Origin of the sequence: Nocardia sp. NPDC059229 (assembly GCF_042754165.1) — a bacterium.
Classification (GTDB): Bacteria; Actinomycetota; Actinomycetes; order Mycobacteriales; family Mycobacteriaceae; genus Nocardia.
In genome coordinates, this window is sequence record NZ_JBHZAK010000028.1 from 19978 (window position 1) to 44569 (window position 24592).

General features: G+C 68.0%; 27 protein-coding genes. 19 read left to right on the forward strand and 8 right to left on the reverse strand.

Annotated elements, in window-relative coordinates; translation table 11 throughout:
- Nucleotides 1-18: 18 nt before the first annotated feature.
- From ACFXHE_RS38910 to ACFXHE_RS38920, 3 genes are all read left to right on the forward strand, one after another.
- Nucleotides 19-483 (forward strand): hypothetical protein, encoded by a 465-nt coding sequence (locus ACFXHE_RS38910; RefSeq protein WP_379389919.1) that lies wholly within the window; start codon nt 19-21, stop codon nt 481-483.
- A 117-nt stretch (nt 484-600) separates the two neighbouring features.
- Nucleotides 601-957, forward strand: coding sequence for a metalloregulator ArsR/SmtB family transcription factor (locus ACFXHE_RS38915; protein WP_354837038.1), 357 nt, complete (start codon nt 601-603; stop codon nt 955-957).
- Nucleotides 957-1424, forward strand: a complete 468-nt coding sequence (locus ACFXHE_RS38920; RefSeq protein ID WP_379389921.1) for an SRPBCC domain-containing protein — start codon at nt 957-959, stop codon at nt 1422-1424. Before ACFXHE_RS38915 ends, ACFXHE_RS38920 begins: the two co-directional genes overlap by 1 nt.
- Nucleotides 1425-1450: 26 nt before the next feature.
- On the opposite strand, the gene ACFXHE_RS38925 is transcribed toward ACFXHE_RS38920, so the two are convergent.
- Entirely contained in the window at nt 1451-2302 is an 852-nt protein-coding gene (locus tag ACFXHE_RS38925; RefSeq protein WP_379389922.1) for an SDR family NAD(P)-dependent oxidoreductase, read from the reverse strand.
- Between the two features lie 86 nt (nt 2303-2388).
- Between ACFXHE_RS38925 and ACFXHE_RS38930 the strand changes: the two genes are divergently transcribed.
- Nucleotides 2389-3201 (forward strand): helix-turn-helix domain-containing protein, encoded by an 813-nt coding sequence (locus tag ACFXHE_RS38930; RefSeq protein ID WP_379389924.1) that lies wholly within the window; start codon nt 2389-2391, stop codon nt 3199-3201.
- Between the two features lie 208 nt (nt 3202-3409).
- On the opposite strand, the gene ACFXHE_RS38935 is transcribed toward ACFXHE_RS38930, so the two are convergent.
- Nucleotides 3410-4378: a sigma-70 family RNA polymerase sigma factor gene (locus tag ACFXHE_RS38935; RefSeq protein ID WP_354837030.1), complete on the reverse strand. Its 969-nt coding sequence runs from the start codon at nt 4376-4378 to the stop codon at nt 3410-3412.
- A 426-nt stretch (nt 4379-4804) separates the two neighbouring features.
- Nucleotides 4805-6340 (reverse strand): methyltransferase, encoded by a 1536-nt coding sequence (locus tag ACFXHE_RS38940; RefSeq protein WP_379389926.1) that lies wholly within the window; start codon nt 6338-6340, stop codon nt 4805-4807.
- Between the two features lie 214 nt (nt 6341-6554).
- Here ACFXHE_RS38940 and ACFXHE_RS38945 point away from each other — a divergent pair, with 214 nt between their 5' ends.
- The 7 genes from ACFXHE_RS38945 to ACFXHE_RS38975 all read left to right on the forward strand — a co-directional run bounded on the left by ACFXHE_RS38945 (nt 6555) and on the right by ACFXHE_RS38975 (nt 11232).
- Nucleotides 6555-6893 carry a DUF485 domain-containing protein gene (locus ACFXHE_RS38945; RefSeq protein ID WP_379389927.1) on the forward strand — a complete coding sequence of 113 codons (339 nt, stop codon included), beginning with the start codon at nt 6555-6557 and terminating at the stop codon, nt 6891-6893.
- Nucleotides 6890-8503, forward strand: coding sequence for a cation acetate symporter (locus tag ACFXHE_RS38950; protein WP_379389929.1), 1614 nt, complete (start codon nt 6890-6892; stop codon nt 8501-8503). The genes ACFXHE_RS38945 and ACFXHE_RS38950 overlap by 4 nt, the downstream gene beginning before the upstream one ends.
- A gap of 274 nt (nt 8504-8777) precedes the next feature.
- On the forward strand, nt 8778-9047 hold the full coding sequence (locus ACFXHE_RS38955; protein WP_364618754.1) for a hypothetical protein: 270 nt from the start codon (nt 8778-8780) through the stop codon (nt 9045-9047).
- Nucleotides 9044-9838 (forward strand): F0F1 ATP synthase subunit A, encoded by a 795-nt coding sequence (gene atpB, locus ACFXHE_RS38960; RefSeq protein WP_379389931.1) that lies wholly within the window; start codon nt 9044-9046, stop codon nt 9836-9838. The genes ACFXHE_RS38955 and atpB overlap by 4 nt, the downstream gene beginning before the upstream one ends.
- 49 nt (nt 9839-9887) lie before the next feature.
- Nucleotides 9888-10145 carry a F0F1 ATP synthase subunit C gene (locus ACFXHE_RS38965; RefSeq protein ID WP_040810042.1) on the forward strand — a complete coding sequence of 86 codons (258 nt, stop codon included), beginning with the start codon at nt 9888-9890 and terminating at the stop codon, nt 10143-10145.
- An 8-nt stretch (nt 10146-10153) separates the two neighbouring features.
- On the forward strand, nt 10154-10660 hold the full coding sequence (locus ACFXHE_RS38970; RefSeq protein WP_379389933.1) for a F0F1 ATP synthase subunit B: 507 nt from the start codon (nt 10154-10156) through the stop codon (nt 10658-10660).
- Nucleotides 10657-11232: a hypothetical protein gene (locus ACFXHE_RS38975; protein ID WP_379389935.1), complete on the forward strand. Its 576-nt coding sequence runs from the start codon at nt 10657-10659 to the stop codon at nt 11230-11232. Before ACFXHE_RS38970 ends, ACFXHE_RS38975 begins: the two co-directional genes overlap by 4 nt.
- A gap of 84 nt (nt 11233-11316) precedes the next feature.
- Here ACFXHE_RS38975 and ACFXHE_RS38980 read toward each other — a convergent pair whose 3' ends face one another.
- Entirely contained in the window at nt 11317-12060 is a 744-nt protein-coding gene (locus tag ACFXHE_RS38980; RefSeq protein ID WP_379389937.1) for a VOC family protein, read from the reverse strand.
- Nucleotides 12057-13040, reverse strand: coding sequence for a GlxA family transcriptional regulator (locus ACFXHE_RS38985; protein ID WP_379389939.1), 984 nt, complete (start codon nt 13038-13040; stop codon nt 12057-12059). The genes ACFXHE_RS38980 and ACFXHE_RS38985 overlap by 4 nt, the downstream gene beginning before the upstream one ends.
- A gap of 184 nt (nt 13041-13224) precedes the next feature.
- On the opposite strand from ACFXHE_RS38985, the gene ACFXHE_RS38990 reads away from it, so the two are divergent.
- Nucleotides 13225-14481 (forward strand): MFS transporter, encoded by a 1257-nt coding sequence (locus ACFXHE_RS38990; RefSeq protein ID WP_379390031.1) that lies wholly within the window; start codon nt 13225-13227, stop codon nt 14479-14481.
- On the opposite strand, the gene ACFXHE_RS38995 is transcribed toward ACFXHE_RS38990, so the two are convergent.
- Nucleotides 14478-14918 (reverse strand): DUF3099 domain-containing protein, encoded by a 441-nt coding sequence (locus tag ACFXHE_RS38995; RefSeq protein ID WP_379389941.1) that lies wholly within the window; start codon nt 14916-14918, stop codon nt 14478-14480. The two genes, ACFXHE_RS38990 and ACFXHE_RS38995, sit on opposite strands and share 4 nt — an antisense overlap.
- Before the next feature lie 78 nt (nt 14919-14996).
- Here ACFXHE_RS38995 and ACFXHE_RS39000 point away from each other — a divergent pair, with 78 nt between their 5' ends.
- Together ACFXHE_RS39000 and ACFXHE_RS39005 are read left to right on the forward strand one after the other, a co-directional pair.
- Nucleotides 14997-15230 (forward strand): DUF3039 domain-containing protein, encoded by a 234-nt coding sequence (locus ACFXHE_RS39000; RefSeq protein ID WP_354837011.1) that lies wholly within the window; start codon nt 14997-14999, stop codon nt 15228-15230.
- Nucleotides 15231-15414: 184 nt separating this feature from the next.
- On the forward strand, nt 15415-15654 hold the full coding sequence (locus tag ACFXHE_RS39005; RefSeq protein ID WP_379389943.1) for a hypothetical protein: 240 nt from the start codon (nt 15415-15417) through the stop codon (nt 15652-15654).
- A 76-nt stretch (nt 15655-15730) separates the two neighbouring features.
- Here the strand turns inward: ACFXHE_RS39005 and ACFXHE_RS39010 are convergent, their stop codons facing one another.
- Nucleotides 15731-16390 (reverse strand): TetR/AcrR family transcriptional regulator, encoded by a 660-nt coding sequence (locus tag ACFXHE_RS39010; RefSeq protein WP_379389945.1) that lies wholly within the window; start codon nt 16388-16390, stop codon nt 15731-15733.
- A gap of 137 nt (nt 16391-16527) precedes the next feature.
- Here ACFXHE_RS39010 and ACFXHE_RS39015 point away from each other — a divergent pair, with 137 nt between their 5' ends.
- The 5 genes from ACFXHE_RS39015 (at nt 16528) to ACFXHE_RS39035 (ending at nt 24091) form a co-directional block, all read left to right on the forward strand.
- Complete coding sequence (locus tag ACFXHE_RS39015; RefSeq protein WP_379389947.1) at nt 16528-17661, forward strand: VOC family protein; 1134 nt, start codon at nt 16528-16530, stop codon at nt 17659-17661.
- Nucleotides 17658-18596 (forward strand): fumarylacetoacetate hydrolase family protein, encoded by a 939-nt coding sequence (locus tag ACFXHE_RS39020; RefSeq protein ID WP_379389949.1) that lies wholly within the window; start codon nt 17658-17660, stop codon nt 18594-18596. The genes ACFXHE_RS39015 and ACFXHE_RS39020 overlap by 4 nt, the downstream gene beginning before the upstream one ends.
- Complete coding sequence (locus ACFXHE_RS39025; protein WP_379389951.1) at nt 18593-20224, forward strand: acyl-CoA synthetase; 1632 nt, start codon at nt 18593-18595, stop codon at nt 20222-20224. The genes ACFXHE_RS39020 and ACFXHE_RS39025 overlap by 4 nt, the downstream gene beginning before the upstream one ends.
- Entirely contained in the window at nt 20221-21741 is a 1521-nt protein-coding gene (locus ACFXHE_RS39030) for a bifunctional 3-(3-hydroxy-phenyl)propionate/3-hydroxycinnamic acid hydroxylase (protein ID WP_379389952.1), read from the forward strand. The genes ACFXHE_RS39025 and ACFXHE_RS39030 overlap by 4 nt, the downstream gene beginning before the upstream one ends.
- A 112-nt stretch (nt 21742-21853) precedes the next feature.
- Entirely contained in the window at nt 21854-24091 is a 2238-nt protein-coding gene (locus ACFXHE_RS39035) for an MMPL family transporter (RefSeq protein ID WP_379389954.1), read from the forward strand.
- Here the strand turns inward: ACFXHE_RS39035 and ACFXHE_RS39040 are convergent.
- Complete coding sequence (locus ACFXHE_RS39040) at nt 24078-24527, reverse strand: EthD domain-containing protein (RefSeq protein ID WP_379389956.1); 450 nt, start codon at nt 24525-24527, stop codon at nt 24078-24080. The two genes, ACFXHE_RS39035 and ACFXHE_RS39040, sit on opposite strands and share 14 nt — an antisense overlap.
- Between the last annotated feature and the right edge of the window lie 65 nt (nt 24528-24592).

The window sequence follows — 24592 nt, forward strand, 5'->3', positions numbered from 1 at the left end:
GACGAACAGGAGTTTCGAATGAGTACGAATAGGACGCTCCGTCGCCGAATCGGCTGGGGCGCAGCGAGTTTGATGGCCGGGGCCGCTGTGGTCGGAATGGCCGCGGCGACTGCTTCGGCGGACGGCCTGCTGCAGATGAAGATCATCCCGCCCTCCGGTGGCTTCGTGGTCGGCGCGACCGCGGGCATCCAGGCGATGGCCGGTGGTTCGCTGTTCCCGACCGCGAGCTCGCGGGTGATCTTCCGCGACAACGGGGTTTGCTTCTATGCCTTCTATCCCGGGATGGACGAGGCCGGGTTCGGCGCCGATTGGACGCCGACGACCGCGGGCACTCACACGGTCACGCTCTCGCAGGGTTCGGATTCGGTGACGCAGACCGTGGTGGTCGCTCCGGCGCCCGCCGGTACCCCGGTCCCGACTCCCTCGACGACGGGTTGCGGCGGTGGTGGCGGCAGCATCGGCACCGGCAGTCTCGGGTTCTGAGTTCCGTAATTTCGTTTCGATGGCCACGGTGTCCGACTCCGTGGCCATCCTTCGGCCAATTGGGTAGGAGAAATCCTACGGTTGACGGGTAGGTGGTTTCCTACCTATCGTGTGGTCATGCCGTACCGCTTGAAGTCCGGGACCGCCGATCGGGTGTTCGGCGCGCTGGCCAATCCCACCCGGCGCGACATTCTCGAGCTGCTGCTCGAGGGGGAGCAGTCGGTGCAGGTGATCGCGGAGCGCTTCGATATGGCGCGGCCCAGTGTGTCGGAGCATTTGAAGGTGCTGCGAGATGCGGGGCTGGTGGCCGAGGACAAGCGCGGCAGGCAGCGGTTCTACCGGGTGGAACCCGAACCGTTGCACGACTTGCAGTCCTGGCTCGATCCGTTCGAACGGTTCTGGCGGGCCCGGCTGCGCGACCTGGGCGCGGTGCTGGATGCCATGCCCGACGATCCCGAGGAGAAGGACCGATGATGACCGACGACATCACCACGATCGAACTCGATCACTACTACCCGCATTCGCCGGAGAAGGTGTGGCGCGCGCTCACCACGCCGGAACTCATGGGGCAGTGGATGATGCGGCCCATCGGTTTCGAACCGGTGGTGGGCACGGTCTTCGAGATGAGGACCCAGCCCATGCCCGGCCAGAACTTCTCCGGCGAGATTCGCGGCGAGGTGCTGGAAGTCGTTGCGCCGCAGCTGCTCAGCGTCAGCTGGAACGACGCGAGGTCTGATCGGGACAATGGCTGGGTGATCAGCTGGACCCTGCGGCCGGAGGGACACGGCACCCGAATCCTGTTCAGCCACCGTGGTTTCGATCCGGAGGATCCGGTCATGCAGCGGGCGCGCAGCATCATGGGCGGTGGCTGGAAGGGCATGCTGGACCGGCTGGAGTCCGTTCTCGCGGACGCCGCGCCGGTCCAGCAGACCCCGGAGTAGGCCCGGGAACGGCCGGGGCGGGGACGTCAGGCCGTGAAGGCGTCGGTGTGGTCGCGCACCCAGTCGGCGTAGCCGCGCGGCGCGCGGCCGAGCACCCGCTCGACATCGCCGGTGATGATGGCGTTCGCGCCCGCGGCCACGTAGGCCTGACCGGCCAGTGCGCCGGCCGCGAATTCCTCGGACATGCCCGCCTCCAGCATGAACTCGCGTGCCGCGTCGTGCGGAATATCGGTGACCTCGATCGGGCTGCCGAGCGCGGCGGCGAGGACGTCCGCCTGTTCGCGCGTGGTCAGCCAGGCCGGGCCGGTGAGCGTGAGCACCCGGCCCGAATGCGCGTCGGAGAGCAGCGCTTCCACCGCCACCGCCGCGACGTCACGCGGATCGACCACACCCTGCGCGCCGGTGCCGGTCATATTCGGCACCGGCTGCCCCGCCTTGATCGCTGCGCTCCAGCTCAGGGTGTTCGACGCGAAACTGCTGGGCCGCAGGATGGTCCACGCCACGCCGCTGTCCCGGACCGCCCGCTCGCCGGGCGCGTGCCAGGTGCCGACCCGGCCCAGATCGGGGTCGCCGGTGCCGATGGCGGACAGCTTCAGCAGGCGCTGGACGCCCGCGTCGCGGGCCGCCTCGATCAGCGCGCGATCCAGTTCGACATAGTCGGGTCCGAGCAGCCCGACCAGGAATGCGGCTTCGGCCCCGCTGAAGGCCGCGGCCATCGACGCGGTGTCGGCGTAGTCGCCGCGCACCACCTCGACGCCGTCGGGGACCTGGGCGCTCTCCGGATTCCGGGTCACCGCGCGCACTTTCACCCCGCGCGCCGCCAGCTGCCGGACGACTTCACTTCCGATGGTGCCCGTGGCACCGGTGATAACGATCATGGGAATCACCCTGCCGACCCACCCCCGTCCGGCTATAGGAAAAACCGGCACACCCGTGACCGCCGAAGCTGCCTAGAGTTGATCGGGTGACCACTGCGCAAACCCTGGCTCCCGTCGTGACCGCCGAGGACCTCGAACGCCGCCTGACCCCGCCTGCCGCGCTGCGTCCGTGGATCACCGAGATCGCCCACATTCCGACCGTCCACCCTGGGTCCGCCGCCTTCACCCACATTCCCCAGGCGGTCACCTCGATCGTGCTGCGCACCGAGGAATACGGCCGCCGGGACGCATGGGTGCTGGGCCCGCGCACTCGCGCCACCTACTCCAGCCCGGACACGGCCGCGGGCTGCACCCGAATCCGCCTGGCTCCCGGTGCGTCCCAGTCCCTGCTGGGCATCGCGGCCGCCGAGCTGACCGACCGGATCGCCGTGCTGTCGGACCTGCCCGGCCCGGTCGCCGATCTCGCCGACCGGCTGCTCGAGCTCGATCCCGACGAGGTCGCCCCCTTCCTGGAAGCCGTTCTCCCGCACCGCCTCTCGGAGGATTCGGTTCGCCGCGACCACCGCCGGCTGCTGGATTCGGCGGTCGCCGCCATGGACACCGCCGGCCCGGTCACCGCACTGGCCGCGGACCTGGCCGTCTCCGAGCGCCAGCTGCGCAATCTGTTCGCCGCCGGAATCGGCGTGTCGCCCAAGCACTATGCCCGCATCGCCCGGGTTCGTCAGGTCTTGGCCGCCGCGGGCAATACGCCGTGGTCACACGTGGCCACAGCATCCGGCTACTACGACCAATCCCATATGACCGCCGATTTCCGCTCCCTCATGGGCGTTCCGCCCACCGCTTACTTCCGCGGCGACATTCCGGCCCCCAGCCCCTGCCAATCCCTGACCCGGCTCTGACCCTGGGCCGGAGGGGATGCGGAAGCCGCTGCCCGGCAAGCGCATTCGCATCGGAAGACCCGGCGCATGGAAACGCCGGCCGACTCTGCGCGCCCGGAGGGGACGTTCGGGCAGCGGAATCGGCCGGCGGAATCGGGCCAGCGCCTCGAAAGTGGCCCGACGATCAGAGTGTGGAGCCGGGCAGGGGGACCGGCTCCACGGGTGTGAACTAGCTGGCGTAGGCGCGCAGGCGGTCGGCGCGCTCGCCCTTGCGGAGCTTGGACATGACCTCGCGCTCGATCTGGCGGACGCGCTCGCGGGACAGGCCGAAGAGCTTGCCGATCTGGTCGAGGGTGCGCGGCTGGCCGTCGTCGAGGCCGTAGCGCAGGCGGATGACCTGCTGTTCGCGCTCGTCGAGGGTGGCCAGCACGCTGCGCACGTCGCGGTGCAGCAGACCGGCGATGACGGCGCTCTCGGCGGAGGTGGCCTCGGAGTCCTCGATGAAGTCGCCCAGCGGGGCCTCTTCGTCATTGCCGACCGGCATGTCCAGGGATACCGGGTCGCGGCTGTGGTCGAGGAGGTCGGCGATCTTGTCGACCGGGATGCCCGACTCGTTGGCCAGTTCCGCGTCGGTGGCCTCCCGCCCGAGCTGCTGGTGCAGTTCCCGCTTGATGCGGGCCAGCTTGTTCACCTGCTCGACCAGGTGGACGGGGAGGCGGATGGTGCGGGACTGGTCGGCCATGCCGCGGGTGATGGCCTGACGGATCCACCAGGTGGCGTAGGTCGAGAACTTGAAGCCCTTGGTGTAATCGAACTTCTCCATGGCGCGGATGAGACCCAGGTTGCCCTCCTGGATCAGGTCCAGCAGCGGCATGCCACGGCCGGTGTAGCGCTTGGCGAGGGAGACCACGAGGCGGAGGTTCGCTTCGAGCAGGTGCTGGCGGGCGGCCTGACCCTCGCGAACCAGGATCGCCAGATCCTTCTTCTTCGCGGCGGACAGACGCTTGCTCGTCTCCAGCAGGTGCTGAGCGTAGAGGCCCGCCTCGATGCGCTTGGCCAGCTCGACCTCGTCGGCCGCCGTCAGCAGCGCCGTCTTACCGATCCCGTTCAGGTACACACGTACCAGGTCGGCGGCGGGGCTCTGGGCGTCGAGGTCTTGTTCGCTGGTGCGCACGTCAGTGGTGGCGGGGCTTGTCATGACTTGCCTCCTGTCGGTGGTGTCTCGCTCCGTTCAACGGACCCGACTTCAGGAAAGTTCCCCGCCAGACCACCGGTAAACCGCGCCTGATCTGCGGTTTTTACGGCGCACGGCTGAGAAGTTCCTGAGAAGCGCGCATCGCCGGGAACACGCGCCACCGGCGGACGACCCTCGGTGACCGGGTGGTTGCCCACCGCCGCGCCCGAACTTCCTGACGCGACAAGCGAATACGTGTGTACGGGCCTTGCCCGGACGTCGTGATTCGAGCACGTACTTGAACGAATCGCGGCTCGGGCGCATTCCCGCGGCCGCCCGTATCGGTATCTGGGCGACATGTGATCGTGACGGACCTCACCGCCCGTCAGCAGCGGTTTCCAGCGGAAATACCGACGGCCGGCGGGGCTGTCGGCGGGGGAGAGCCCTCGCTCAGCGCGGGTGAACGAGACCGTGCCGGACCAGTCCGGCCACCACGGTCATCGCCGCGCTCTCGAAGTCGGGGGTCGCGGCGTCGCCGGTTTCGCTGAAGGCCAGCAGTTCGAGGAGTTCGCGCAGGGGGAGGCCGTCGGGGCGCATCCCGGCCAGCAGTGCGGCGGTGGTGTCGTCGACCTCGTGCTGCCAGCGCGGGCCGTCGCCGCGGTGCAGCCGCGCCACCGCCTGCGCCCAGCCCGCGTCGCCGGGGAGATAGACGCGTTCGAGCGCGGTGGCCGGATCGACCTGGTAGCGCGCGTCGAGGATGAGGTCGGGATCGGCGGCCGCGGCGCGCAGCCAGGCCGAGCGCTCGAAGTAGGCGATGGCCTCGGGGCCGAGTGGGTCGTCGAAGCCGTGGGTCAGGTCCTCGGCGAGCAGTTCGGTCGGGCCGTCGGTGGCGCGCAGGTAGACGAAACCGAAGCCGATGCCCTCGACGTCGGCGTCACGGAAGGCGTCGAGCCAGCGTTCGGCGCGGGCCTGGGCGGCGCCCTCGCGCGGATCCAACCCGGCGTCGCGCAGCCAGGTACCGACATAGAGGGCCGGATCGGCGATGTCGCGCTGCACGATCCAGGCGTCGATACCGTGGTCTGGCAGCCAGCTCGCGACGCGGCTGCGCCAGTCCTGGCCGTCGAGGTGCACCCAGGAGGCGAGCAGTGCCGCGGTGCCGCCCGGGTTCAGGAGGTCCGGGAGGCCGGAGATGACGAGTTCGCTCGCGCCGTCGAGGGCGAGGCCGGAGTCGCGGTAGGTGTGCTCGACGCGGGCCGGGCCCACCACGAACGGGGGATTGGCCACCACCTGGTCGAAGCGGCGGCCGGCCACCGGTTCGAACCAGGAGCCTTCCAGCAGTTCGATATCGAGATCGTTGAGCGCGGCGGTGGCCTCGGCCAGCCAGAGGGCGCGCGTGTTCACGTCGGTGCCGGTGACGGTGCGGCCGTAGGCGGCGGCGTGCACGGCCTGCACGCCGCAGCCGGTGCCCAGATCCAGGACCGTGCCGACCGGGCGGGTCGGGGTGGCGCGCAGCAGCGACAGCGAGGCATGGCCGACGCCGAGCACGTGGTCGGCGTCGAGGCTGCGGCGGCGCATGGAGTCGTCGAGGTCGGACAGCACCCAGCGGGTGCCCTCCCCGAGATCGAGGGGACGCAGATCCAGGGCGGCGCGGACCTCGTCGCCGTCGCGCTCCAGCAGCCCCGCCGCGGTGGCGCGGTCGATGCTCACCGGCGAAAGGGCCGCTGCCGCTTCACGTTCGGGGACCGGATCGCCGAGCAGCAGCAGGCGCACCAGGGTGCCGAGCTCGCCGAGATCGGCGGCGGCGCGGCGGACGGGGACCGGTTCGCCGCGGCCGAGGGCGGCGTGGGCGGCGTCGCCCAGCGCCTCGAGCAGGGTGTCCGCGTCGTAGCGGACGCGGGTCAGCGCCGCGCGTAGGTCGGGTGCGAGGTCGGCGAGCAGGGACGAGGTGGTCGTCAAGCGCGGGGTGACGGAGCGATTCGTCGGCATGACATCGAACTCTGCCACCGCAACCGATGGGCATCCGGCAGCGGGCCCGGCTCGCCCGATCGGAGCGCGGGGGAAACCGGTTGGTAGCTGGCCGCCGGACCCCATGAATTTCGGCTCACTTATCGATTAATTTGCGATCTCACCTGCGGTTATTCGACCCGCTCGCAAGCATCTTCGTTGTTACTGTGACCGGGATCACCAGGAGGTATCGCAGTTGACAACTGAATCCCAGACCGGCCGTCCGGATCTCGAATGGACCGAGGTCTACGACAGCCCCGAGTTCCAGCGCCTGCGGCATCGCTTCCGGCGCTTCGTCTTCCCCATGACCGCTCTGTTCCTGGCCTGGTACGCGCTGTATGTGCTGCTCGCCGACTACGCGCACGACTTCATGTCGCACAAGGTGGGCGGGAACATCACCGTCGGGCTGATCTTCGGCCTGCTGCAGTTCCTTTCCACCTTCGTCATCACCGGTCTCTACGTGCGCTACGCCGACCGCGCCCTCGACCCGATGGCCGAGCAGATCCGTGCCGAACTGGAAGGACCGACCCGATGACCGTGTATCTGGCAGCGGCCGTGGAGGGCAGCCGGCCCGGGCTCAACATCACCATCTTCGCGATCTTCGTGGTCATCACGCTGGGCATCGTGGTGTGGGCCAGCCGCGACAACCGCACGGCCGCAGACTATTACGCCGCCGGGCGCGCCTTCTCCGGGCCGCAGAACGGCATCGCCATCTCCGGCGACTATCTGTCGGCCGCCAGCTTCCTGGGCATCGCCGGGGCCATCGCGGTGTACGGCTACGACGGCTTCCTCTATTCCATCGGGTTCCTGGTGGCCTGGCTGCTGGCGCTGCTGCTGGTGGCCGAGTTACTACGCAATACCGGCAAATTCACCCTCGGTGACGTGCTGGCCTTCCGGATGCGGCAGCGGCCGGTGCGGGCGGCGGCGGCCACCTCCACGCTGGCGGTGAGCCTGTTCTATCTGCTCGCGCAGATGGCCGGAGCGGGCGTGCTGATCTCGCTGCTGCTGGGTGTATCCGGTTCGGCGGGACAGAACCTGGTGATCGCCGTCGTCGGTGCGATCATGATCGTCTACGTGCTCGTCGGCGGTATGAAGGGCACCACCTGGGTGCAGATCGTCAAGGCGGTGCTGCTGATCGGCGCGGCCGCGGCCATGACGGTGTGGGTGCTGGGGCGCTACGACTTCAACTTCTCGAGCCTGCTGCACGACGCGGTGAACCATGGCGGCAAGACCGGCGCGAAGCTGCTCGAGCCGGGCTTCAAGTACGGCAAGAACGGCACCAGCAAGCTCGACTTCCTTTCCCTGGCGCTGGCTCTGGTGCTGGGGACGGCCGGGCTGCCGCACGTGCTGATGCGGTTCTACACGGTGCCGACGGCCAAGGAGGCGCGCCGGTCGGTGGTGTGGGCGATCGGCCTGATCGGGGTTTTTTATCTGTTCACGCTGGTGCTCGGGTATGGCGCGGGTGCGCTGGTGGGGCCGGAGAAGATCGCCAAGGCGCCGGGCAAGGAGAACGCGGCCGCGCCGCTGCTGGCCCTGGAACTGGGTGGGCCGGTGCTGCTGGGATTCGTTGCGGCCGTGGCGTTCGCGACGATTCTGGCGGTGGTCGCGGGCCTGACCATCACGGCGTCGGCGTCCTTCGCCCATGACGTGTACGCCAATGTCATCAAGCGCGGCAACGGCGACAGCAGGGACGGCGAGGTGCGGGTCGCGCGGATCACCGCAGTGGTGATCGGGGCGCTGGCCATCGTGGGCGGCATTCTGGCAAAGAATCAGAATGTGGCATTCCTGGTGGCGCTGGCCTTCGCGGTGGCAGCCTCGGCAAACCTACCGACCATTCTGTATTCGTTGTTCTGGCGGCGCTTCAACACCGCCGGCGCACTGTGGAGCATCTATGGCGGACTGGCCGTCACGATCGTGTTGATCGTGTTCTCCCCGGCGGTCTCCGGAGCGCCCACAGCGATGATCAAATCCCATGACTTCCATTGGTTCCCGCTCGCCAACCCGGGGTTGGTGTCCATCCCGGTTTCGTTCGCTCTGGGCTGGCTGGGAACCGTGCTGTCGAGGGAACGCGACGACGCCAAGTACGCCGAGATGCAGGTGCGGTCGCTGACCGGCACCGGAGCGGAAAAGGCTGTGCAACACTGATGTCCGAATAAAGTGGCGGAAAGTTCGCTGAAAAGCGTTTCAGAATTTCAAGATCAACAATTTGAAGATCAAAAATACTGCCCCGCAACGAGGTTGGGCTGTGTATGCTATTGATCATGCACGGCCCCACTACGAGGTGGGATGACGGCGAGGCGGTGTCGTATTGGACCTCAACAGGCTACGGATGCGTAGAGCGAGTGCTATTGCAATCGCTTTCGGCATACTGGCATTGATGGTCACAGGGGCGTTCGATCGATTGTTGCTGGGTGTTTTCATGGCCACCGGTCTGACGCTCGGCTGGGTGAACGCCCGGCTTACCTGGATGTCCATCGTGCGCATCACGGATGCGGAAACACCCAGCAAACAGAAATTGGCGCTGTCCTCGGCGTCGCGGCTGCTCATTCTGACCGCGTTGTCGATTGTGGTGGCATTCCTGACGCGGCCCTACGGCGTCGGAATCTTCTTCGGGCTGGCGGCCTTTCAGCTGATTCTGGTACTCCATACCGCTCTGCCCGAGGTGAAAGGGCTTCGACAGCAGTCATGAGCATTCCCGTCGCTTCCCTCGTCCATTCGTCGGCGCCGGCGCTGCTGGCCGCCGAGGAGTCCTCGGGGGAGTCCAAGATCCATGTCGGCGACCACGCCCAGGCGCATCTGCTGGGCATGACCTTCAATGTGGACACCATCGTGTCCACGGGGGTGGCCGCGCTGATCGTGCTGGGCCTGGCCTTCTTCCTGCGGGTGAAGATCACCTCCGGGGTGCCCAACGGGGTGCAGCTGTTCTTCGAGACCGTCACGGTCCAGATGCGCAGCCAGGTGGAGACGGCCATCGGCATGAGGGTCGCGCCGTTCGTGCTGCCACTGGCGGTCACGCTGTTCACCTTCATCCTGCTCTCGAACTGGTTGTCCGTCTTGCCCGTTCAGTACGGTTCGGGGGAATTGATCGCGCCGCCGGCGTCCGATTTCAATTTCACGCTGTCGCTCGCGTTGTTCGTGTTCCTGCTCTATCACGCCGCGGGCGCGTGGCGGCGCGGCCCGGGCGGGCACGTGAAACAGTTGCTGAAGGGCCACACCGGCTGGGGCCCCATGGTTTTCATCAATGTGGTCGAGGAAATCGCCAAACCGCTGTCGCTCTCGCTGCGACTTTTCGGCAACATGTTCGCGGGCGGCGTCATGGTTTCGGTGATCACGTTGTTCCCCTTCTGGATCAGCTGGGGTCCGAATGCCATCTGGAAGCTCTTCGACCTGTTCGTCGGAGCCATTCAGGCATTCATCTTCGCCCTGCTGACCATCCTCTACTTCAGCCAGTCGATGTCGCTGGAGAGTGAAAACCACTGAGCGGCTTCAGCTGTTCAGCGCTATAACCCTTTGTCAAAGGAAGTGAAAAATGGCAGACCCAGCAACCGCGAGTATCGTCCAGGGCGCTCTCATCGGCGGCGGCATCATTCTGGCGGGCGGTGCCATCGGCGCGGGTATCGGTGACGGTCTGGCCGGTGCCGCTCTGATCAACGGCGTCACCCGGCAGCCGGAGGCGGAGGGCCGCCTGCGCGTGAACTTCTTCCTGACCGTGGGTCTGGTCGAAGCGGCATACTTCATCAATCTAGCGTTCATGGCATTGTTCGTATTCGCTACTCCCGGTAAGTAGACGTCATCATGTCTCCCAGAACGGATGTGGAGGCCGCGGGGAACTTCCTGGTTCCCAACGGCACCTTCTTCGCTGAGTTAGTGATCTTCCTGATCGTGCTCGGAGTCATCTGGTTCTTCGTGGTTCCGCCCATACGAAAGGTGCTGGCGGAGCGGGAGGCACGTGTCGAGGTCACGACGGCGACCGCCAAGGAAGCCAGCGAAACCTTCGCCGAAGCCGAGGCGCGCTACGAGTCCGCGCTCGAGAAAGCCCGTACGGAAGCGGCCGACATCCGCAACCAGGCCCGGGCCCAAGGGCGCGCGATCCTCGAGGAAATGCGCGGCGAGGCACAGAAAGAGGCCGACCAGATCGTGGCCGAGTCCACGGCGCACCTCCGCGCCGAGGCCGACCAGGTCGCCGCCGAACTACGCGAAGCCGTCGAACCACTCGCTCAGGACCTGGCCGGCCGGGTCCTGGGCGGGAACGATCGTGCCCGGACCAGCGCGGGCCAGCAGAGAGGACGGGGGTCTGCATGATCCTCACCGATACCCATCTCGCCGAGGGTATTTACAACATCACCTTCGATTGGCCCGTCTTCTTCAGCCAGCTGTTCGGCTTCGCTGTCATCGTGTGGTTCTTCGTGAAATACGTTGTGCCACCGGTGAAGAGGATCATGAACAACGCTCAGGACCAGATCCGGCGGCAACTCGAGGAGAGCGAGGCGGCGGCGCAGCGACTGGCCACCGCCAAGGCTGCCTACGACAATGCCGTCGCCGAGGCACAGGCCGAACTCGACCGCATGCGCGAAGAGGCCCGGGCCGACGCCGACCGCATCATCCTGCAGATGCGCGAGGCCGCCGCGGCCGAGGTGGAGCGGGTGCGCAAGCAGGGCCGCGATCAGATCCTGCAGTACCGCAGGCAGATGATCCGCGACCTGGAGCAGGATCTGGCCGCCGCCATGCTCGCTCTCACCGAGGAGAAGGTGCGCGAGCAGATCGGTTCGCCGCAGGCGCGGGCCGACAGCATCGAGAAGTTCCTCGAGGATCTCGAGGCGCTGGCCAACTCCGGCGAAGCGGCACGCCGCCAGCCGCAGACCGAGCGCAAGTAGCAGCACCGGCTACGTCGAAGCCCCCGCGTGCTTCCCGGCTCCGAGGAGCCTCGAAGCACGCAGGGGCTTCGGCGATCCCGCGCCTCAGGCCGGCCGGCGGCCGGTCAGACAATAGGGCTGGCTGGCGGGGTCCGTCATGACGATCCAGTTCTTGCCGAGTTCGGCGCGGTGTGCGCCCAGCCGCTCGTGCCAGGTCGCCGTGGCCTCGATGTCGGTGCAGGCGATATCCGGGTGCGCCGACGTGGGCCGGTCATCGCCGAGGCGTTGCAGCAGCAGGTCGATCGGGAGGCCGGGACGCGCGGACAGGCGGGCGAATTCCGGCAGGGTGCTGGGGCGCCAGGACCATTCGGTCAGGTCGTTCCAGAACCGGGCCTCGGTCTCGTAGTCGCTCGCGCCGATGTCGAGGCAGATCTGGTCGAGTCGGCTGCGGTCGCCGGCGGGGCCGGTCACGGTCGGGGTGAGCGGGCCCGCGGAATCGCGGAAAGGTGTGAAGCAGAAGGGCATTCCGGCGGGGGAGTGCAGGACGGCGTACCCGATGCGCGAGGTGAGGATGTAGTCCGCGGCGAGGGTGGCGCCCAGCTGCTGGGCACGCTCGGTGGCCGCGCCGACATCGTCGACGTCGAGGTCCAGGTGCACGCGCGCGGGGCCGCCGATTGCCTGCATCTTGACCGTCGCGGCCCCGGAATCCGGTAGCAGCGTGACGAATTCGTCGCGTTCGCCCCGTGGCGCCGAGAGCTCGGTGCCGGTGACGGTGGTCCAGAACCGGGCGCTGTCGTCGAATTGTGCGGCGGGACGGTCCAGGAAGGCCCACATCCAGCGAATCGTCATGCTGTCTCCAGGGTTTCGCGCTTGCGGAAGGTCTTGCGGTAGGTCAGCGGCGGCACGCCCAGCTCCAGGCGCATGTGGTGGCGCAGCGAGGCGGAGGTGCCCATGCCCGCGCTGCGCGCCACCTCGTCCACGGTCAGGTCGGTGGTCTCCAACAGGTGCCGGGCGTGCCGGACCCGCTGCTGCAGGATCCACGCGCCCGGCGCCATGCCGGTCTCGGCCTTGAACCGGCGGGTGAAGGTGCGCACGCTCATATGAGCATGCGCGGCAAGGGAGTTCAGGTCCAGCTCCCGGTCCAGGCGGTCCAGCGCCCAGCGGCGGGTGGGCGCGGTGCCCTCGCTGCCCGACTCCGGGACCTGCCGCTCGATGAACTGCGACTGCCCGCCGTCACGCCAGGGCGGCACCACGCAGTAGCGGGCCGCGCCATTGGCGGCGGCGCTGCCGTGATCGGTGCGGATCAGATCCAGGCACAGATCGATGCCAGCCGCCAATCCCGCTGAGGACCAGACGTTTCCGTCCTCCACGAACAGCAGGTTCTCATCGAGGAGAACCTTCGGGTAGAGGGCGCGGAACCGGTCGGCGAACTGCCAGTGGGTGGTGGCGCGGCGGCCGTCCAGCAGACCCGCCGCGCCGAGCACGAACGCGCCGGTGCAGATGGAGACGATGCGGGCGTCCGGCCGGATGGTGGCCAGCGCCTCGGCCACCCGGGGCGGCAGCGTGCCCTCCTGCCGCGGCTGGGCGATGCGGGTGCCGGGCACGATCACAGTGTCGGCACGGGCCAGCAGCTCGGGGCCGAATTCCGGGATGACGGTGTATCCGCCGGTGGCGACCACACCGCCGGTGTCGACGCCGCAGGTGTGCACCGCGTAGAGCGGGTTGCCGTCCTCGTCGACGGCGGCGCCGAGCACCACGGGCGGGATCGACATGTCGAAGCCGACGGTCGGTTCCAGGACGAGGACGGCGACCAGATGGGGTGTCGGCACGATGCTCCTCTCGTGATGGCTGGATCTTGACGCATTGTGGCATTCTGGCCACTCGTGGCGGAAGGGCTTTTCGGTCACCCTCGATCGGGTGAGCGAACTGAAGGACGATCTCGGCCGGGAATCATCGGGTGGCACAACCTCGTTGCACGCCGGCGCGAACGGCTCGGCCGCGAGCGGCGCACCGCTGCCCGACGCACTCGCGACCAGGCGACCGGGGCCGCATCCGGCGTGGATCGTGGCGGTGGTGGGCTTCATCGCGCTGCTGGGAGCGGCCGGCTTCCGCTCGGTGCCCGGTGTGCTCATGGACCCGCTGCACGAGGAGTTCGGCTGGTCGCACGGCACCATCGGCGCGGCGGTGTCGGTGAATGTGCTGCTGTACGGCCTGATCTCGCCGTTCGCGGCGGCGCTCATGGATCGCTTCGGTATTCGCCGGGTGGTGGCGTGTGCGCTGGTGCTGATCGCGGCGGGCAGCGGACTGACGGTGTTCATGACCCGGCCGTGGCAGCTCATGGCGACCTGGGGCCTGCTGGTGGGCGTCGGCGTGGGCTCGATGTCCATGCCGTTCGTGGCCACCATCACCGGGCGCTGGTTCGTGAAGCATCGCGGCCTGGTGACCGGCGTGCTCACCGCCGCGGGCGCGACCGGGCAGCTGGTCTTCCTGCCGCTGATCGCGAGCCTGGCCCGCGATCACGGTTGGCGCACACCGTCTCTCGTGGTGTCGGCGACGGCGCTGGCGGTGGTGCCGCTGGTGCTGCTGTTCATCCGCGACTTCCCCAGCGACGCCGGGGTGCGGGCCTACGGCGCCGAGCCGGGCAGCGAGGTCGGAGTGCGCACCTCGGCGCCCGATGGCGCGGCCCGCGCGGTCACGGTGCTGGCGACCATCGTCCGCAAGCCCGTGTTCTGGCTGCTGGCAGGCGGTTTCGCCATCTGCGGGGCGTCGACCAACGGCCTGATCGGCACCCACTTCGTGAGTGCCGCCCACGATCACGGCATGCCCGCCACCACCGCGGCCGGATTGCTGGCGACGGTGGGCATCTTCGATGTCGCCGGCACCATCGCCTCGGGCTGGCTCACCGACCGCGTGGACTCCCGCTACCTGCTGGTCGCCTACTACTCGCTGCGCGGCATCTCACTGCTGTTCCTGCCGATCCTCTTCGGACCCGACGTACACCCGAGCATGTGGGCCTTCATCATCTTCTACGGCCTCGACTGGATCGCCACCGTCCCGCCCACGGTCGCCCTGTGCCGCGCCCACTTCGGCGCGGACGGACCCGTCGCCTTCGGCTGGGTCTTCGCCTCCCACCAGATCGGCGCCGCCCTGGCTGCTTTCGGTGCGGGCGTCATCCGCGACGTGCAGGGCAGCTACACCTTGGCCTGGTTCATCGCGGGCGGGTTGTGCGGGCTGGCGGCCCTGCTGTCAGCGGGGATTCGTCCGCGCTAACCGTCGATTGCCCTGTGCGGCCGTGATTCCAGCTCTGCCTGATCGCGTCGTCCGTCCCAGCGGCTGGGCTCGTCCTTGGTGCGGGGCGGGCGGTCGTTGGCGATGAGGACCGCGATCCACGGCAGCGGGATGGAGACGCCGATGATCAGCAGCGAGAGCCACCAGCTGTGCCACACGCTGTAGGCGACGGCAGCGCCGATCAGGCATGGGATGCGCAACGACATGATGGTGATGTACCGCCGCACCCGGTCGCGATGCTGCTGCTCGAGCGAGAGCGCGGCCTCGGTGATCAGCGCCGGATGCTGCTTCTCCTCGCCCGGGAAGTAGCCCTGCGACTGGCGCGGTGGCTTCGGGATGGAACCGGCGGGATGGAACTCGACGTCCGGGCGATCCTCACCGCTCATGCCGTCGGCCTGGGATTCGCCGTCACGCTGCATACCCCGAGTCTTCCACTACCGCGCGCCGGATGCACACGCCGCCCGCCCCGCGACAGGCCGACCTGGCATGATTGAACCGTGAGCGCAGACACCCTGGTCCGTCCGGACGAGACCACCGACGAGTCGACCGACAACGACACTCCCAAGGTCTTCCATTACGTCAAGAAGGAAAAGATCGCCGAGTCCGCGGTCATGGGCACCCACGTGGTCGCCCTCTGCGGCGAGGTCTTCCCGGTCACCCGTTCCGCCAAGCCCGGTTCCCCGGTCTGCCCGGACTGCAAGCGAATCTACGAAATGATGAAGCGGGACTGACCGGTCTGGTCGACAGGCATCCCGTGAACGGCTGGGCGCGATGACCACGGCACGTGAGGTTCCCGATCCGTGGTCTGGCTCGCGCAGCACTCCGCACTGGGTTCCCGCCCGCGGATTGGCCAATGGGCTGAATTCACACTCCTGGGCAGTCCTTGCCGACTTGGCCGAGTCACAGGTCTACCGAGTGCTCTTCGCGCTGATCGACGCGGGAATCGCAGCCTACGTCCTGCCTGTGCGCACGACCGTGGTGGAGCGCGGTGATCCGGAGGTCGTGTGGCGGCTCTGGGTCGATATCCCGCGGTATCGCGCGGCCGAGGATTTGTTGATGGAGTTGCTGCGCTACGGCCGCCCTCGGCGCCGGCCGAAACCGGTGCAGGGCCGTCGTCCGCGTCGGCGAGTGCCCCTGGTTCGCAAGCCGCAGTGAGCCCCTGGCTCGGCACGTAAAGCATCCACACACACCAATCCGTCTTGTGCGCGGCGCGCGATTCCGACGCGCGTGTTCAGGCTGCGGTGTCGGTCTGCGGCAGTGCGTCGAGGGACGGCAGGGGACGCCCGCAGATCTCGTGCGCGTCGTCCGCGGAGAGTCCGAACATGCGCAGCAGGTCTTCGGTGACCTGATCGGTCGCCTCGGCGTCGTCGCGTTCGGGCTGCTCGTGCAGGAGCTGGCCGAGGCAGATGGCGGCGCCGGTGACGATGGTCATGGCCAGCTCGGTATCGCGGACATCGAATCGTCCGGCACGGACACCGGCCTCGATATCGCGGCGGGCGCGGGGAGCGAGGCCCTTCTCGGAGCGCGCCAGCTGCAGGCCGTTGTTGATCAGGACCTTGCTGAGCATCGGGTTGCGGCGGTGCAGGCGCCCGGTGAGCCGGAAGCTCTGGGCGAAGACCTGCGCCGGGTCGTCGAGGTTTTCGCAGAGAGTGTCGAGCACGACGCCGTACAGATCGAGCGCTTCCTCGACAGCGGCCTCGAACAGTTCTTCGCGGGTTTGGAAATGGTTGTAGAACGACCCCATCCCGACGTCGGCGGCCTGGGTGATCTCCAAGATCGGCACGCTGAGTTTGCCCGCCGCGAGGAACGATTGCGCCGCCCTCACGAGCGCGGCGCGGGTACGCGCCTTCCGGCGCTCCAGGCGATTGGGTTGCCCGGATTGTGTGACCATCGCTGTCCACCTCTTCCCTGACACCGTAGGCCGCTCAGCATAGCGCCCTGGGTCAGTTCTGACGAAATTCTCAGAAGGTCTTGACTGACTATTGGTTCGTGAGTGACGATATCATCAGAACCTGAAGGGAGCGGTCGATGAGCGGACATCACGACGTGCACAACGGCCTGCACAGTGAGCAGGGCGCAGTGCGGGGTGAGCACCCCGGCCGCGCCCGCAATCCCGTGGTGAAGGTGCTCGATCTGGCCTGGCTGGAATTCGAGAAGCCCGACCTGGAGCGCGCCGAGATCTTTTCTCGTGCTTTCGGTTTCACCACCGCCGCGCGGACATCCGAGGAATTGCACCTGCGCGGAACCGACGCCGGGTCGCCCTGTGTGCTGGTGCGGCGCGGTGATCGTTCCCGCTTCGTCGGCCCGGCTTTCCGGGCCGCCGAGACCGGCGATCTGCTGCGCCTGGGCGAGGAAACCGGTCGGCGGCCGCAGCCTCTGCCGGAGTCGCTCGGCGGGCTGGGTCTCGATCTGGTGGATCCGAGCGGGCTGCGGGTCCGAGTCGTCGCCGAAACCCACGAACTGCCCGGGCTGCCCACGCAGCGGACGCAGGTGTTCAACAGCGGGCACCAGGTACTGCGTGTCAATGCCATCCAGCGGCCGCCCCGGGTTCCGGCGCAGGTGCAGCGCCTCGGCCATGTCGTCGTGCAGACCACCAGGTACCGCGAGACTCTCGACTGGTACCTGCGCTATCTGGGCCTGATCGTCAGCGACTTCCTCTTCTATCCGGGACAGCGGGAACGCGGGCCGGTGATGAGCTTCATTCGTTGCGACCGTGGCGCGACTCCAGCCGACCATCACACGCTGGCGCTCACTCTCGGGCCGTCCAACCGGTATGTGCACTCCGCCTATCAGGTCGCCGATCTGGATGCGCTCGCCGCCGGCGGCGAGTACCTCCTCGACCACGGTTATCAGCGGTCGTGGGGAATCGGACGCCACATTCAGGGCAGCCAGATCTTCGACTATTGGCGGGATCCCGACGGTTTCATGGTCGAGCATTTCAGTGACGGTGACATGTTCGACTGCACCCTCGAACCGGGCTGGGCGCCGATGAGCGCGTCGGGTCTGGCGCAGTGGGGGCCGCCCGCCACCAGGGATTTCCTGGGTCTCTCCCCTGGGCGGGAATCGCTCAGAGAAGTGCGCTCGATCCTCGACGCGCTGCGCGAGGACAACGAATTCGATCTCCGCCGCCTGCGCGGCCTGCTGAAAGTAGCCAACTCATGAGCATTTCCGTCCTCCGTACCGCGGACGCCTGGTGGGTCCGGACACCCGCCGGTGCGGCGCGCATCGATACGGTCGCGACCACGACGCGCGAACTGCTGGCGGATCGGGCAGCGATCGCCACGGCCGCAACGAGCTCGGATCTTGTTCCGGTCGAGGGGCTTTCGCTGATCTCTCCGGTGACCGCACCGTGTCGAGTCGTCGCGCAGATGACGAACTTCGCATCCCACGTGAAGGACTCGGGGATGAACCCCGAGACCGTGCCGCTGACCTTCTTCCGCAAGAGCTCCGGATCGATCAGCGGCCCCTACAACGACGTGATCCGGCCCGCGCACGTGAAGCTGTTGGACTACGAGGTGGAGATCGGCCTGGTGTTCGGCCGCGAGATGCCGGTCGGCGCCGAGATCGACGATGAGTCCCTCGGCGACTACATCGCGGGTCTGGTCGTGACGAACGACGTGTCGGCCCGGGACGTGCAGCTGCCGAAAACCCAGTTCTACGAGGCGAAGTCGTACCCGACCTTCACGCCCGTCGGCCCCGCACTGGTGCTGCTGGACGCCGACGAGCCGAAGCGGTTCACCGATCTGCGCCTGCGGCTGTGGGTGAACGGCCGAGTGCGCCAGGACATGACGGTCGCCGACATGATCTACCGGCCGGTCGAGACGCTGCGGGCTCTGAGCCGTTTCCAGCGCATGGACGCCGGAGACCTGCTGCTGACCGGAACTCCGATCGGCACCGCGCTCAGCGCTCCGCCGAAGCCGGTCGAGATCATCGCGTCGCTACTGCCGCCCAAGGTGAAGTGGAAGCTGTTCTTCGAGGGCCAGGCCAAGAATCCGAAGTACCTCCAGGACGGCGACGTGGTCGAGGCGACCATCGGCACCGACGATGGTGTCCTCGATCTGGGTCGCCAGCGCACGGTCGTGAGGTACGCGCGGTGACCGGGAACCCGACCCTCGAGACCGACGCCGAAGCCCTGCTGTGGCCGCGCTACACCGGTCCGGAGGACCTGAGCGTCATCGAATCGGTGCCCCTGGCCGAGCGCGGGCTGCCCGAGTCGACCTACGCGCTGCTGGCGTGCGCCGCGAGGCGGTGGCCGGACCGTACGGCCGTCACCGTGTTGTCCGATGCCTCGACTTGGCGGGAACCGGTGCGGCGCACCTACTCCCAGTTGCTCGCCGATGTGCACCGCTGTGCCAATCTGCTGCACGCACTCGGGGTGCGCCGCGGCGACGCGGTCGCCCTGATCGCGCCCAACTGCGCCGAGTTGATTCCCGCCACCCTGGCCGCACAGCTGGCGGGCATCGCCGCACCGATCAATGGCGGCCTGTCGCAGGCGCATATCGCGGAACTCCTGCACCGCTCCGGCGCTCGGGTACTGATCGCCGCCGGCCCCGAACTCGCCGCCGACATCTGGGAGTCGGCACACGAACTCGCGTCCCAGGGTCTGCTGGATGCGGTGCTGGTGCTACGGCCGACCGCTGCCGCAACGGAGACCGTGCCGCTGCCTGTCATCGACGGTGTGCTTATCGGCTATCTCGATACCCTTGCAGCCGAACAGGATTGGGCTGTCTTCGCCGGGGAGCCACCCGCCGCAACGGATCTGGCGGCCCTGTTCCACACCGGCGGCACCACCGGTGTGCCGAAGCTGGCCGCGCACCGGCAGTCCGGCGAGATTGCCAATGCGTGGATGATCGCGGCCCACTCCCTGCTCGACGAGGATGCGGTGGTCTTCGCCGCGCTGCCGCTGTTCCATGTCAACGCGCTCGTCGTGACGCTGCTCGCGCCCTTGTTCCGCGGTCAGTCGGTGGTCTGGGCCGGGCCGCTCGGATACCGGGACTTCGCTCTCTACGGCGAATTCTGGAATATCGTGGCGCACTACCGGATCGCGGCCATGAGCGCGGTGCCGACGGTGTACGCGGTGCTGGCGCAGTGCCCGATCGGCGCGGACATCTCGAGCCTGCGCTACGCGATGGTCGGAGCGTCCCCGCTGCCGGCCGCCGTGCGCGAGAACTTCCAGGCGCACACCGGGGTCACGCTGGTCGAGGGTTATGGCCTCACCGAGGCGACGTGCGCGACCGCCCGCAGCTTCCCGGATCTGCCGCGTCCCGGCTCGGTCGGACAGCGCATGCCCTACCAACAGGTCAAGGTCGTTCGCATGCCCGAGGACGGCGTCTGGACCGAACTCCCCGCCGGTGAGACCGGCATATTGGTGATCGGCGGACCCACGGTCTTCGCCGGTTACGTGACCGGCCGCAGCGAGCACGGGCACCTGCTGGACGGGCTCGGTGCCGTGGTCGACGGGTGGCTGAGCACCGGCGATCTCGCACATGTCGATGCCGACGGATTCGTTCATCTGCACGGTCGCGCAAAGGATCTCATCATTCGCGGCGGGCACAATCTCGATCCGGGGGTCATCGAGGACGCGCTCCTGTCCCACCCGCAGGTGACCTCGGCGGGCGCGGTCGGCCGCCCCGACGTGCACGCCGGGGAGGTACCCGCGCCCGCGGTGGTCACCGGACTGGTCACGCTCGGCTATCTGGCTGCGCTGTCCGGGGTTTCGCCGTGAGCACCGCCATGATCCCGGTGGTGATCGTCGGCGCGGGCCCGGCCGGCATCACCGCGGCCACATTGCTCGCGCACCATGGGATCGACACTCTCGTGCTGGAGCGGTGGACCGATGTCTATCCGCAGCCGCGGGCAGTGCACCTCGACGGCGAGATCCGCCGGATCCTGGAACGTCTGGGAATCGGCCGGGAATTCGACGAGATCTCCCGGCCCGCTCTGGGGTTGCGGCTCATCGACCCGAGCGGGCGGGTGCTGGCCCAGTTCGATCGCGACCCGGCCGGTGGACGCAGCGGGTATCCGGAGGCGAACCTGTTCGACCAGCCGGAACTGGAGGCGATCCTGCGGGTCAACCTGAAGCGGTATCCGCGGGTGACCTTGCGCGGTGACGTCGAAGTCACCGCCATCGCCGAGGAATCAGGCTGTGTCCGAGTTGATTTCACCGATCGCGTGACCGGCGATGCCGAATCAGCGTGTGCGCGTTACGTATTGGGCTGCGATGGCGCGAACAGCGTTGTCCGCGGCGCGATCGGCGCACGCATGCGGAATCTGCGATTCGAGCAGCGCTGGCTCGTGGTGGACGTCGCCACGCCCCGGGATCTGGGCCAGTGGGAAGGCGTGCACCAGGTGTGCGATCCGGCGCGCGCTGCCACCTTCATGCGCATCGGAAAAACCCGCTACCGCTGGGAATTCCGGCTCCGGCCCGGCGAGACCGTCGCCGACTTCGACGACCCGGGTCGGCTGCGTCCCTTGCTCGACCCGTGGCTCGGCGGTGTTCCAGCGGCGGATCTCGAACTGATCCGCGTCGCGGAATACACCTTCCGTGCCCAGCTGGCCGACCGCTGGCGCCGGGGCCGGGTGTTCCTGCTCGGCGACGCCGCGCACCTCACCCCGCCGTTCATCGGCCAGGGCATGGGCGCGGGCCTGCGCGACGCGGCCAACCTCGCGTGGAAACTGGCGGGCGTGCTGCGCGGGGAACTCCCGGAAGACGTGCTCGATACCTACGAGACGGAGCGGAAACCACACGCACGGGCCATGATCCGGCTGGCCAAGCTCACCGGCGTCACCATGACCGACGGTGGCGAACTGAGCAACCGGCTGCGGAGTCTGCTGGCACCGCGCCTGCACCGGATCCCCGGCCTCACCCACATGATCACCAGCGGCGAATCCCCGCGCCTGCACCTCTCGGGTCCCGGGCCGCGCCTGCGCCGGCGGTTGACGGGCCGGCTGGTTCCCAACGCCCGGCTCGCCGACGGCCGCCGCCTCGACGAGGCCATGAACGGGCGCTACACCGTCATCACCGTGCGCGAGCCCGCGCCGCAGTGCCGACTGGTCGTCGAGCAGCGAGGCGGGTTCATCGTCGTCGCGGAGCCGGGCACCGAACTGCATCGTTGGGTGCGGCAGGGTCGCGCCGTCGCGGCTCTGGTCCGCCCGGACGGCACCGTCCAGTCCTGCGGAGATGTGCAGTCATTGTGCGCGGCATCGCCTTCTTTCCATCCAGGCGCACCGGCGCGAAGGTGACGAACCGGTTGCTGACCAATGCAACGTTTATGAGGAAATCATCATCTGACGTGTTACCGTACCGATAGGTCTGTGATTGCTGGTCGGATGGTGTCTCCACGAGAGGACCCGCATGTCCCGCTATCTGTACGCACTCGGCCAGGTCGCCGTCCGCCGCCGCTGGTGGGTGCTGGCGATATGGATCGTGCTGCTGGCCGCCGCCATCGGATTCGCTGCCGCGACGGGCGGAAAAACCAACGACAATTTCACGGTTCCGGGCACCGAATCGCAGGACGCGGTCTCCTTGCTGCAGCAGCGGATGCCCGCTTTCTCGGGTGCGCGGATGCAGGTCGTGTTCGCGACGTCGAACCTGGCCAAGGTGACCGATCAACCGGTGACCGGCGAGATCGAGCAAATGATGGGCGAGTTGAAGGGGCTGCCGCAGGTCGCCGCGGTGGTCGACCCGTTCCAGGCCAAAACGGTCTCACCGGATCAGCACGTCGCGCTGGGCAGCGTGCAGTTTTCCGTCTCGGCCGGCGAGGTCGAGCAGTCCACCCTCGATCAGGTGACCCGGGTCGCCGACCGGGCGCGTGACACCGGTATGCAGGTCGAGTTCTCCGGTGCCGTCTATCCGGGCTTCACCGCGGAGATCCCGCACACGCCCGAAATGCTCGGTGTCATCGCGGCCTTCGTCATTCTGCTGATCACCTTCGGCGCGGTGGTGGCGGCGGGACTGCCGATCATCACGGCGGCCGTCGGCGTGGGTATCGGTCTCACCGGCATCCTGGGTATCGCGGCCTACACCGACGTGCCGTCGGCGGCGACCTCGCTGGCACTGATGCTGGGCCTGTCCTGCGGGATCGACTACGCGCTGTTCGTCCTCTCCCGGCATCGCCACCAGGTGGTGCTGGGAATGGCTGTGGCGGAGTCGATTCCGCTGGCGGTCGGGACCGCGGGCAGTTCGGTGGTATTCGCGGCGGTGACCGTGATCATCGCGCTGTGCGGGCTGGCGGTCGCGAACATCCCGTTCCTCACCGTCATGGGCCTGACCGCCGCCGGTGCGGTCCTGGTGGCCATGCTCGTCGCGCTGACCCTGCTGCCCGCGCTGCTCGGCCTCGCCGGTGGCACGGTCGCCAAATTCATCTCGCCGCCGCTGCACCCGGGAAAGCCGGAGGAGGTGGCGCGCATCGCCGCCTTTGAGCCCGAGCGCACCGCGGGCCACGCCTGGGGACGGTTCGTCACCCGCTTCCGGATTCCATTGCTGGTGCTGGGCATCGCGGTGCTGGTGGTGATCGCGCTTCCCGCCACCCGCATGGATCTCGGATTACCGAGTGGCGCAACGCAATCGGAGGCCAGCACCGCCCGCAGGGCATATGACCTGGTGAGCCGGTCGTTCGGTCCCGGGTTCAACGGGGCGCTGCTGGTGGTGACCGACCTCTCGCACGCCACCGGCCCGGAGGCGGCGCAGACCGTGATGGGCCGGCTGCAGCAGGAGCCCGACGTCGCGGTGGTGCAGCCCGCGGGCACGGGCGACAACCTGGTCCTGGTCCAGGTCGTGCCCAAGACCGGTCCCGACGACAGCGCGACCGCCGATCTGGTGAACCGTCTGCGTGATGACCGCGCGACCATCGAGAGCGGCTCCGGGGCAACGTATCTGGTGGGCGGCACCACCGCGGCGAACATCGATACCTCACGCCGGTTGGGCGCGGCGCTGCCGGTCTTCCTCGTCGTCGTCGTGGGTCTGGCGCTGGTGCTGCTGACCATCGCCTTCCGGACCGTCCTGGTACCGCTGTCCTCGATCGTCGGGTTCATCCTCTCGGTGTTCGCTGCGCTCGGCGCGCAGGTCGCGGTCTTCCAATGGGGATGGGGCGCAAGCCTTTTGCATGTCACCAAGGCGGAGACGCTGAGCTTCCTGCCGATCATCACCCTGGCCATCATCTTCGGGCTGTCGAGCGATTACCAGATCTTCGTGGTGTCCCGCATCAAGGAGGAGCACACCCGCACCGCGGACGCGACCGCCGCGGTGCGCAATGGGATCGCGCATTCGGCGCGCGTCGTCACGGCCGCGGCGCTGATCATGTTCGGCGTCTTCGTCGCCTTCGCCACCGTCGACAACCCGATCGTCAAACCCCTGGCGTTCACGCTCGCGGTCGGTGTGCTGCTGGACGCCTTCATCGTCCGGCTGACCCTGGTGCCCGCGGTCATGGCCTTGATCGGCGATCGCATGTGGTATCACCCGCGGTGGTTCGCCCGCTACGTGCCCGACTTCGACATCGAAGGCGCCGAACTCGAACGCCGCTTCGCGGAGGACACCGGAACCGAAGCGCCGCGGGTGGTTACAACTGATCGGGACGCGGCTAACCGAGCATGACGTGCTCGGTGGTCAAGAAGTATGAGGAGCGAGCGAGATCGATGAAGTTCTTCTCGTCATCCGCGAGTCGCTGGTTGGCCTGGATTCCGTCCGGGGTCGCGATGCCGGCGAGCATGGCCTGTTCCGAAGGGAGCCACACTTCCACGATGCCGTCGTAGGGCTCGCCGGTACCGCGAGTGGCGGCGAGCAGGGCGTTCTGCGGAGAATCCAGGATGTGGCTCTGAACGTAGCGGTAGCCGCCGAGGATCTTGATCTGCTCTGCGGCGAAGGGGCCGTGATGATTCAGCCAATAGTCGTGGAACTGTTCGGGCGTCAGGTCGGCCCGGCGGCGGAGGGCGCACGTCATCTTGATCGCATCGGTCGAGGTGTCCGCGGCTGCCGTGGGGAGGCCGGAGGCCAGGACGGCCGCGAGGCCCGCCGCCGTCGCGCCGACCATGAAAGCCCTTCTCGAACCGGCGTTTTCAGGGGTGTTCACTGTCATCTTCTCCGTTGTTGTCGGGG

What these genes read in the sequence shown, in the direction of transcription:
- ACFXHE_RS38910 (WP_379389919.1), top strand. Translation starts at nt 19, where the DNA reads ATGAGTACGAATAGGACGCTCCGTCGCCGAATCGGCTGGGGCGCAGCG.
- ACFXHE_RS38915 (WP_354837038.1), top strand. Translation starts at nt 601, where the DNA reads ATGCCGTACCGCTTGAAGTCCGGGACCGCCGATCGGGTGTTCGGCGCG.
- ACFXHE_RS38920 (WP_379389921.1), top strand. Translation starts at nt 957, where the DNA reads ATGACCGACGACATCACCACGATCGAACTCGATCACTACTACCCGCAT.
- ACFXHE_RS38925 (WP_379389922.1), bottom strand. Translation starts at nt 2,302, where the DNA reads ATGATCGTTATCACCGGTGCCACGGGCACCATCGGAAGTGAAGTCGTC.
- ACFXHE_RS38935 (WP_354837030.1), bottom strand. Translation starts at nt 4,378, where the DNA reads ATGACAAGCCCCGCCACCACTGACGTGCGCACCAGCGAACAAGACCTC.
- ACFXHE_RS38940 (WP_379389926.1), bottom strand. Translation starts at nt 6,340, where the DNA reads ATGCCGACGAATCGCTCCGTCACCCCGCGCTTGACGACCACCTCGTCC.
- ACFXHE_RS38950 (WP_379389929.1), top strand. Translation starts at nt 6,890, where the DNA reads ATGACCGTGTATCTGGCAGCGGCCGTGGAGGGCAGCCGGCCCGGGCTC.
- ACFXHE_RS38955 (WP_364618754.1), top strand. Translation starts at nt 8,778, where the DNA reads ATGGCCACCGGTCTGACGCTCGGCTGGGTGAACGCCCGGCTTACCTGG.
- atpB (WP_379389931.1), top strand. Translation starts at nt 9,044, where the DNA reads ATGAGCATTCCCGTCGCTTCCCTCGTCCATTCGTCGGCGCCGGCGCTG.
- ACFXHE_RS38965 (WP_040810042.1), top strand. Translation starts at nt 9,888, where the DNA reads ATGGCAGACCCAGCAACCGCGAGTATCGTCCAGGGCGCTCTCATCGGC.
- ACFXHE_RS38970 (WP_379389933.1), top strand. Translation starts at nt 10,154, where the DNA reads ATGTCTCCCAGAACGGATGTGGAGGCCGCGGGGAACTTCCTGGTTCCC.
- ACFXHE_RS38975 (WP_379389935.1), top strand. Translation starts at nt 10,657, where the DNA reads ATGATCCTCACCGATACCCATCTCGCCGAGGGTATTTACAACATCACC.
- ACFXHE_RS38980 (WP_379389937.1), bottom strand. Translation starts at nt 12,060, where the DNA reads ATGACGATTCGCTGGATGTGGGCCTTCCTGGACCGTCCCGCCGCACAA.
- ACFXHE_RS38995 (WP_379389941.1), bottom strand. Translation starts at nt 14,918, where the DNA reads ATGCAGCGTGACGGCGAATCCCAGGCCGACGGCATGAGCGGTGAGGAT.
- ACFXHE_RS39010 (WP_379389945.1), bottom strand. Translation starts at nt 16,390, where the DNA reads ATGGTCACACAATCCGGGCAACCCAATCGCCTGGAGCGCCGGAAGGCG.
- ACFXHE_RS39015 (WP_379389947.1), top strand. Translation starts at nt 16,528, where the DNA reads ATGAGCGGACATCACGACGTGCACAACGGCCTGCACAGTGAGCAGGGC.
- ACFXHE_RS39020 (WP_379389949.1), top strand. Translation starts at nt 17,658, where the DNA reads ATGAGCATTTCCGTCCTCCGTACCGCGGACGCCTGGTGGGTCCGGACA.
- ACFXHE_RS39035 (WP_379389954.1), top strand. Translation starts at nt 21,854, where the DNA reads ATGTCCCGCTATCTGTACGCACTCGGCCAGGTCGCCGTCCGCCGCCGC.
- ACFXHE_RS39040 (WP_379389956.1), bottom strand. Translation starts at nt 24,527, where the DNA reads ATGGTCGGCGCGACGGCGGCGGGCCTCGCGGCCGTCCTGGCCTCCGGC.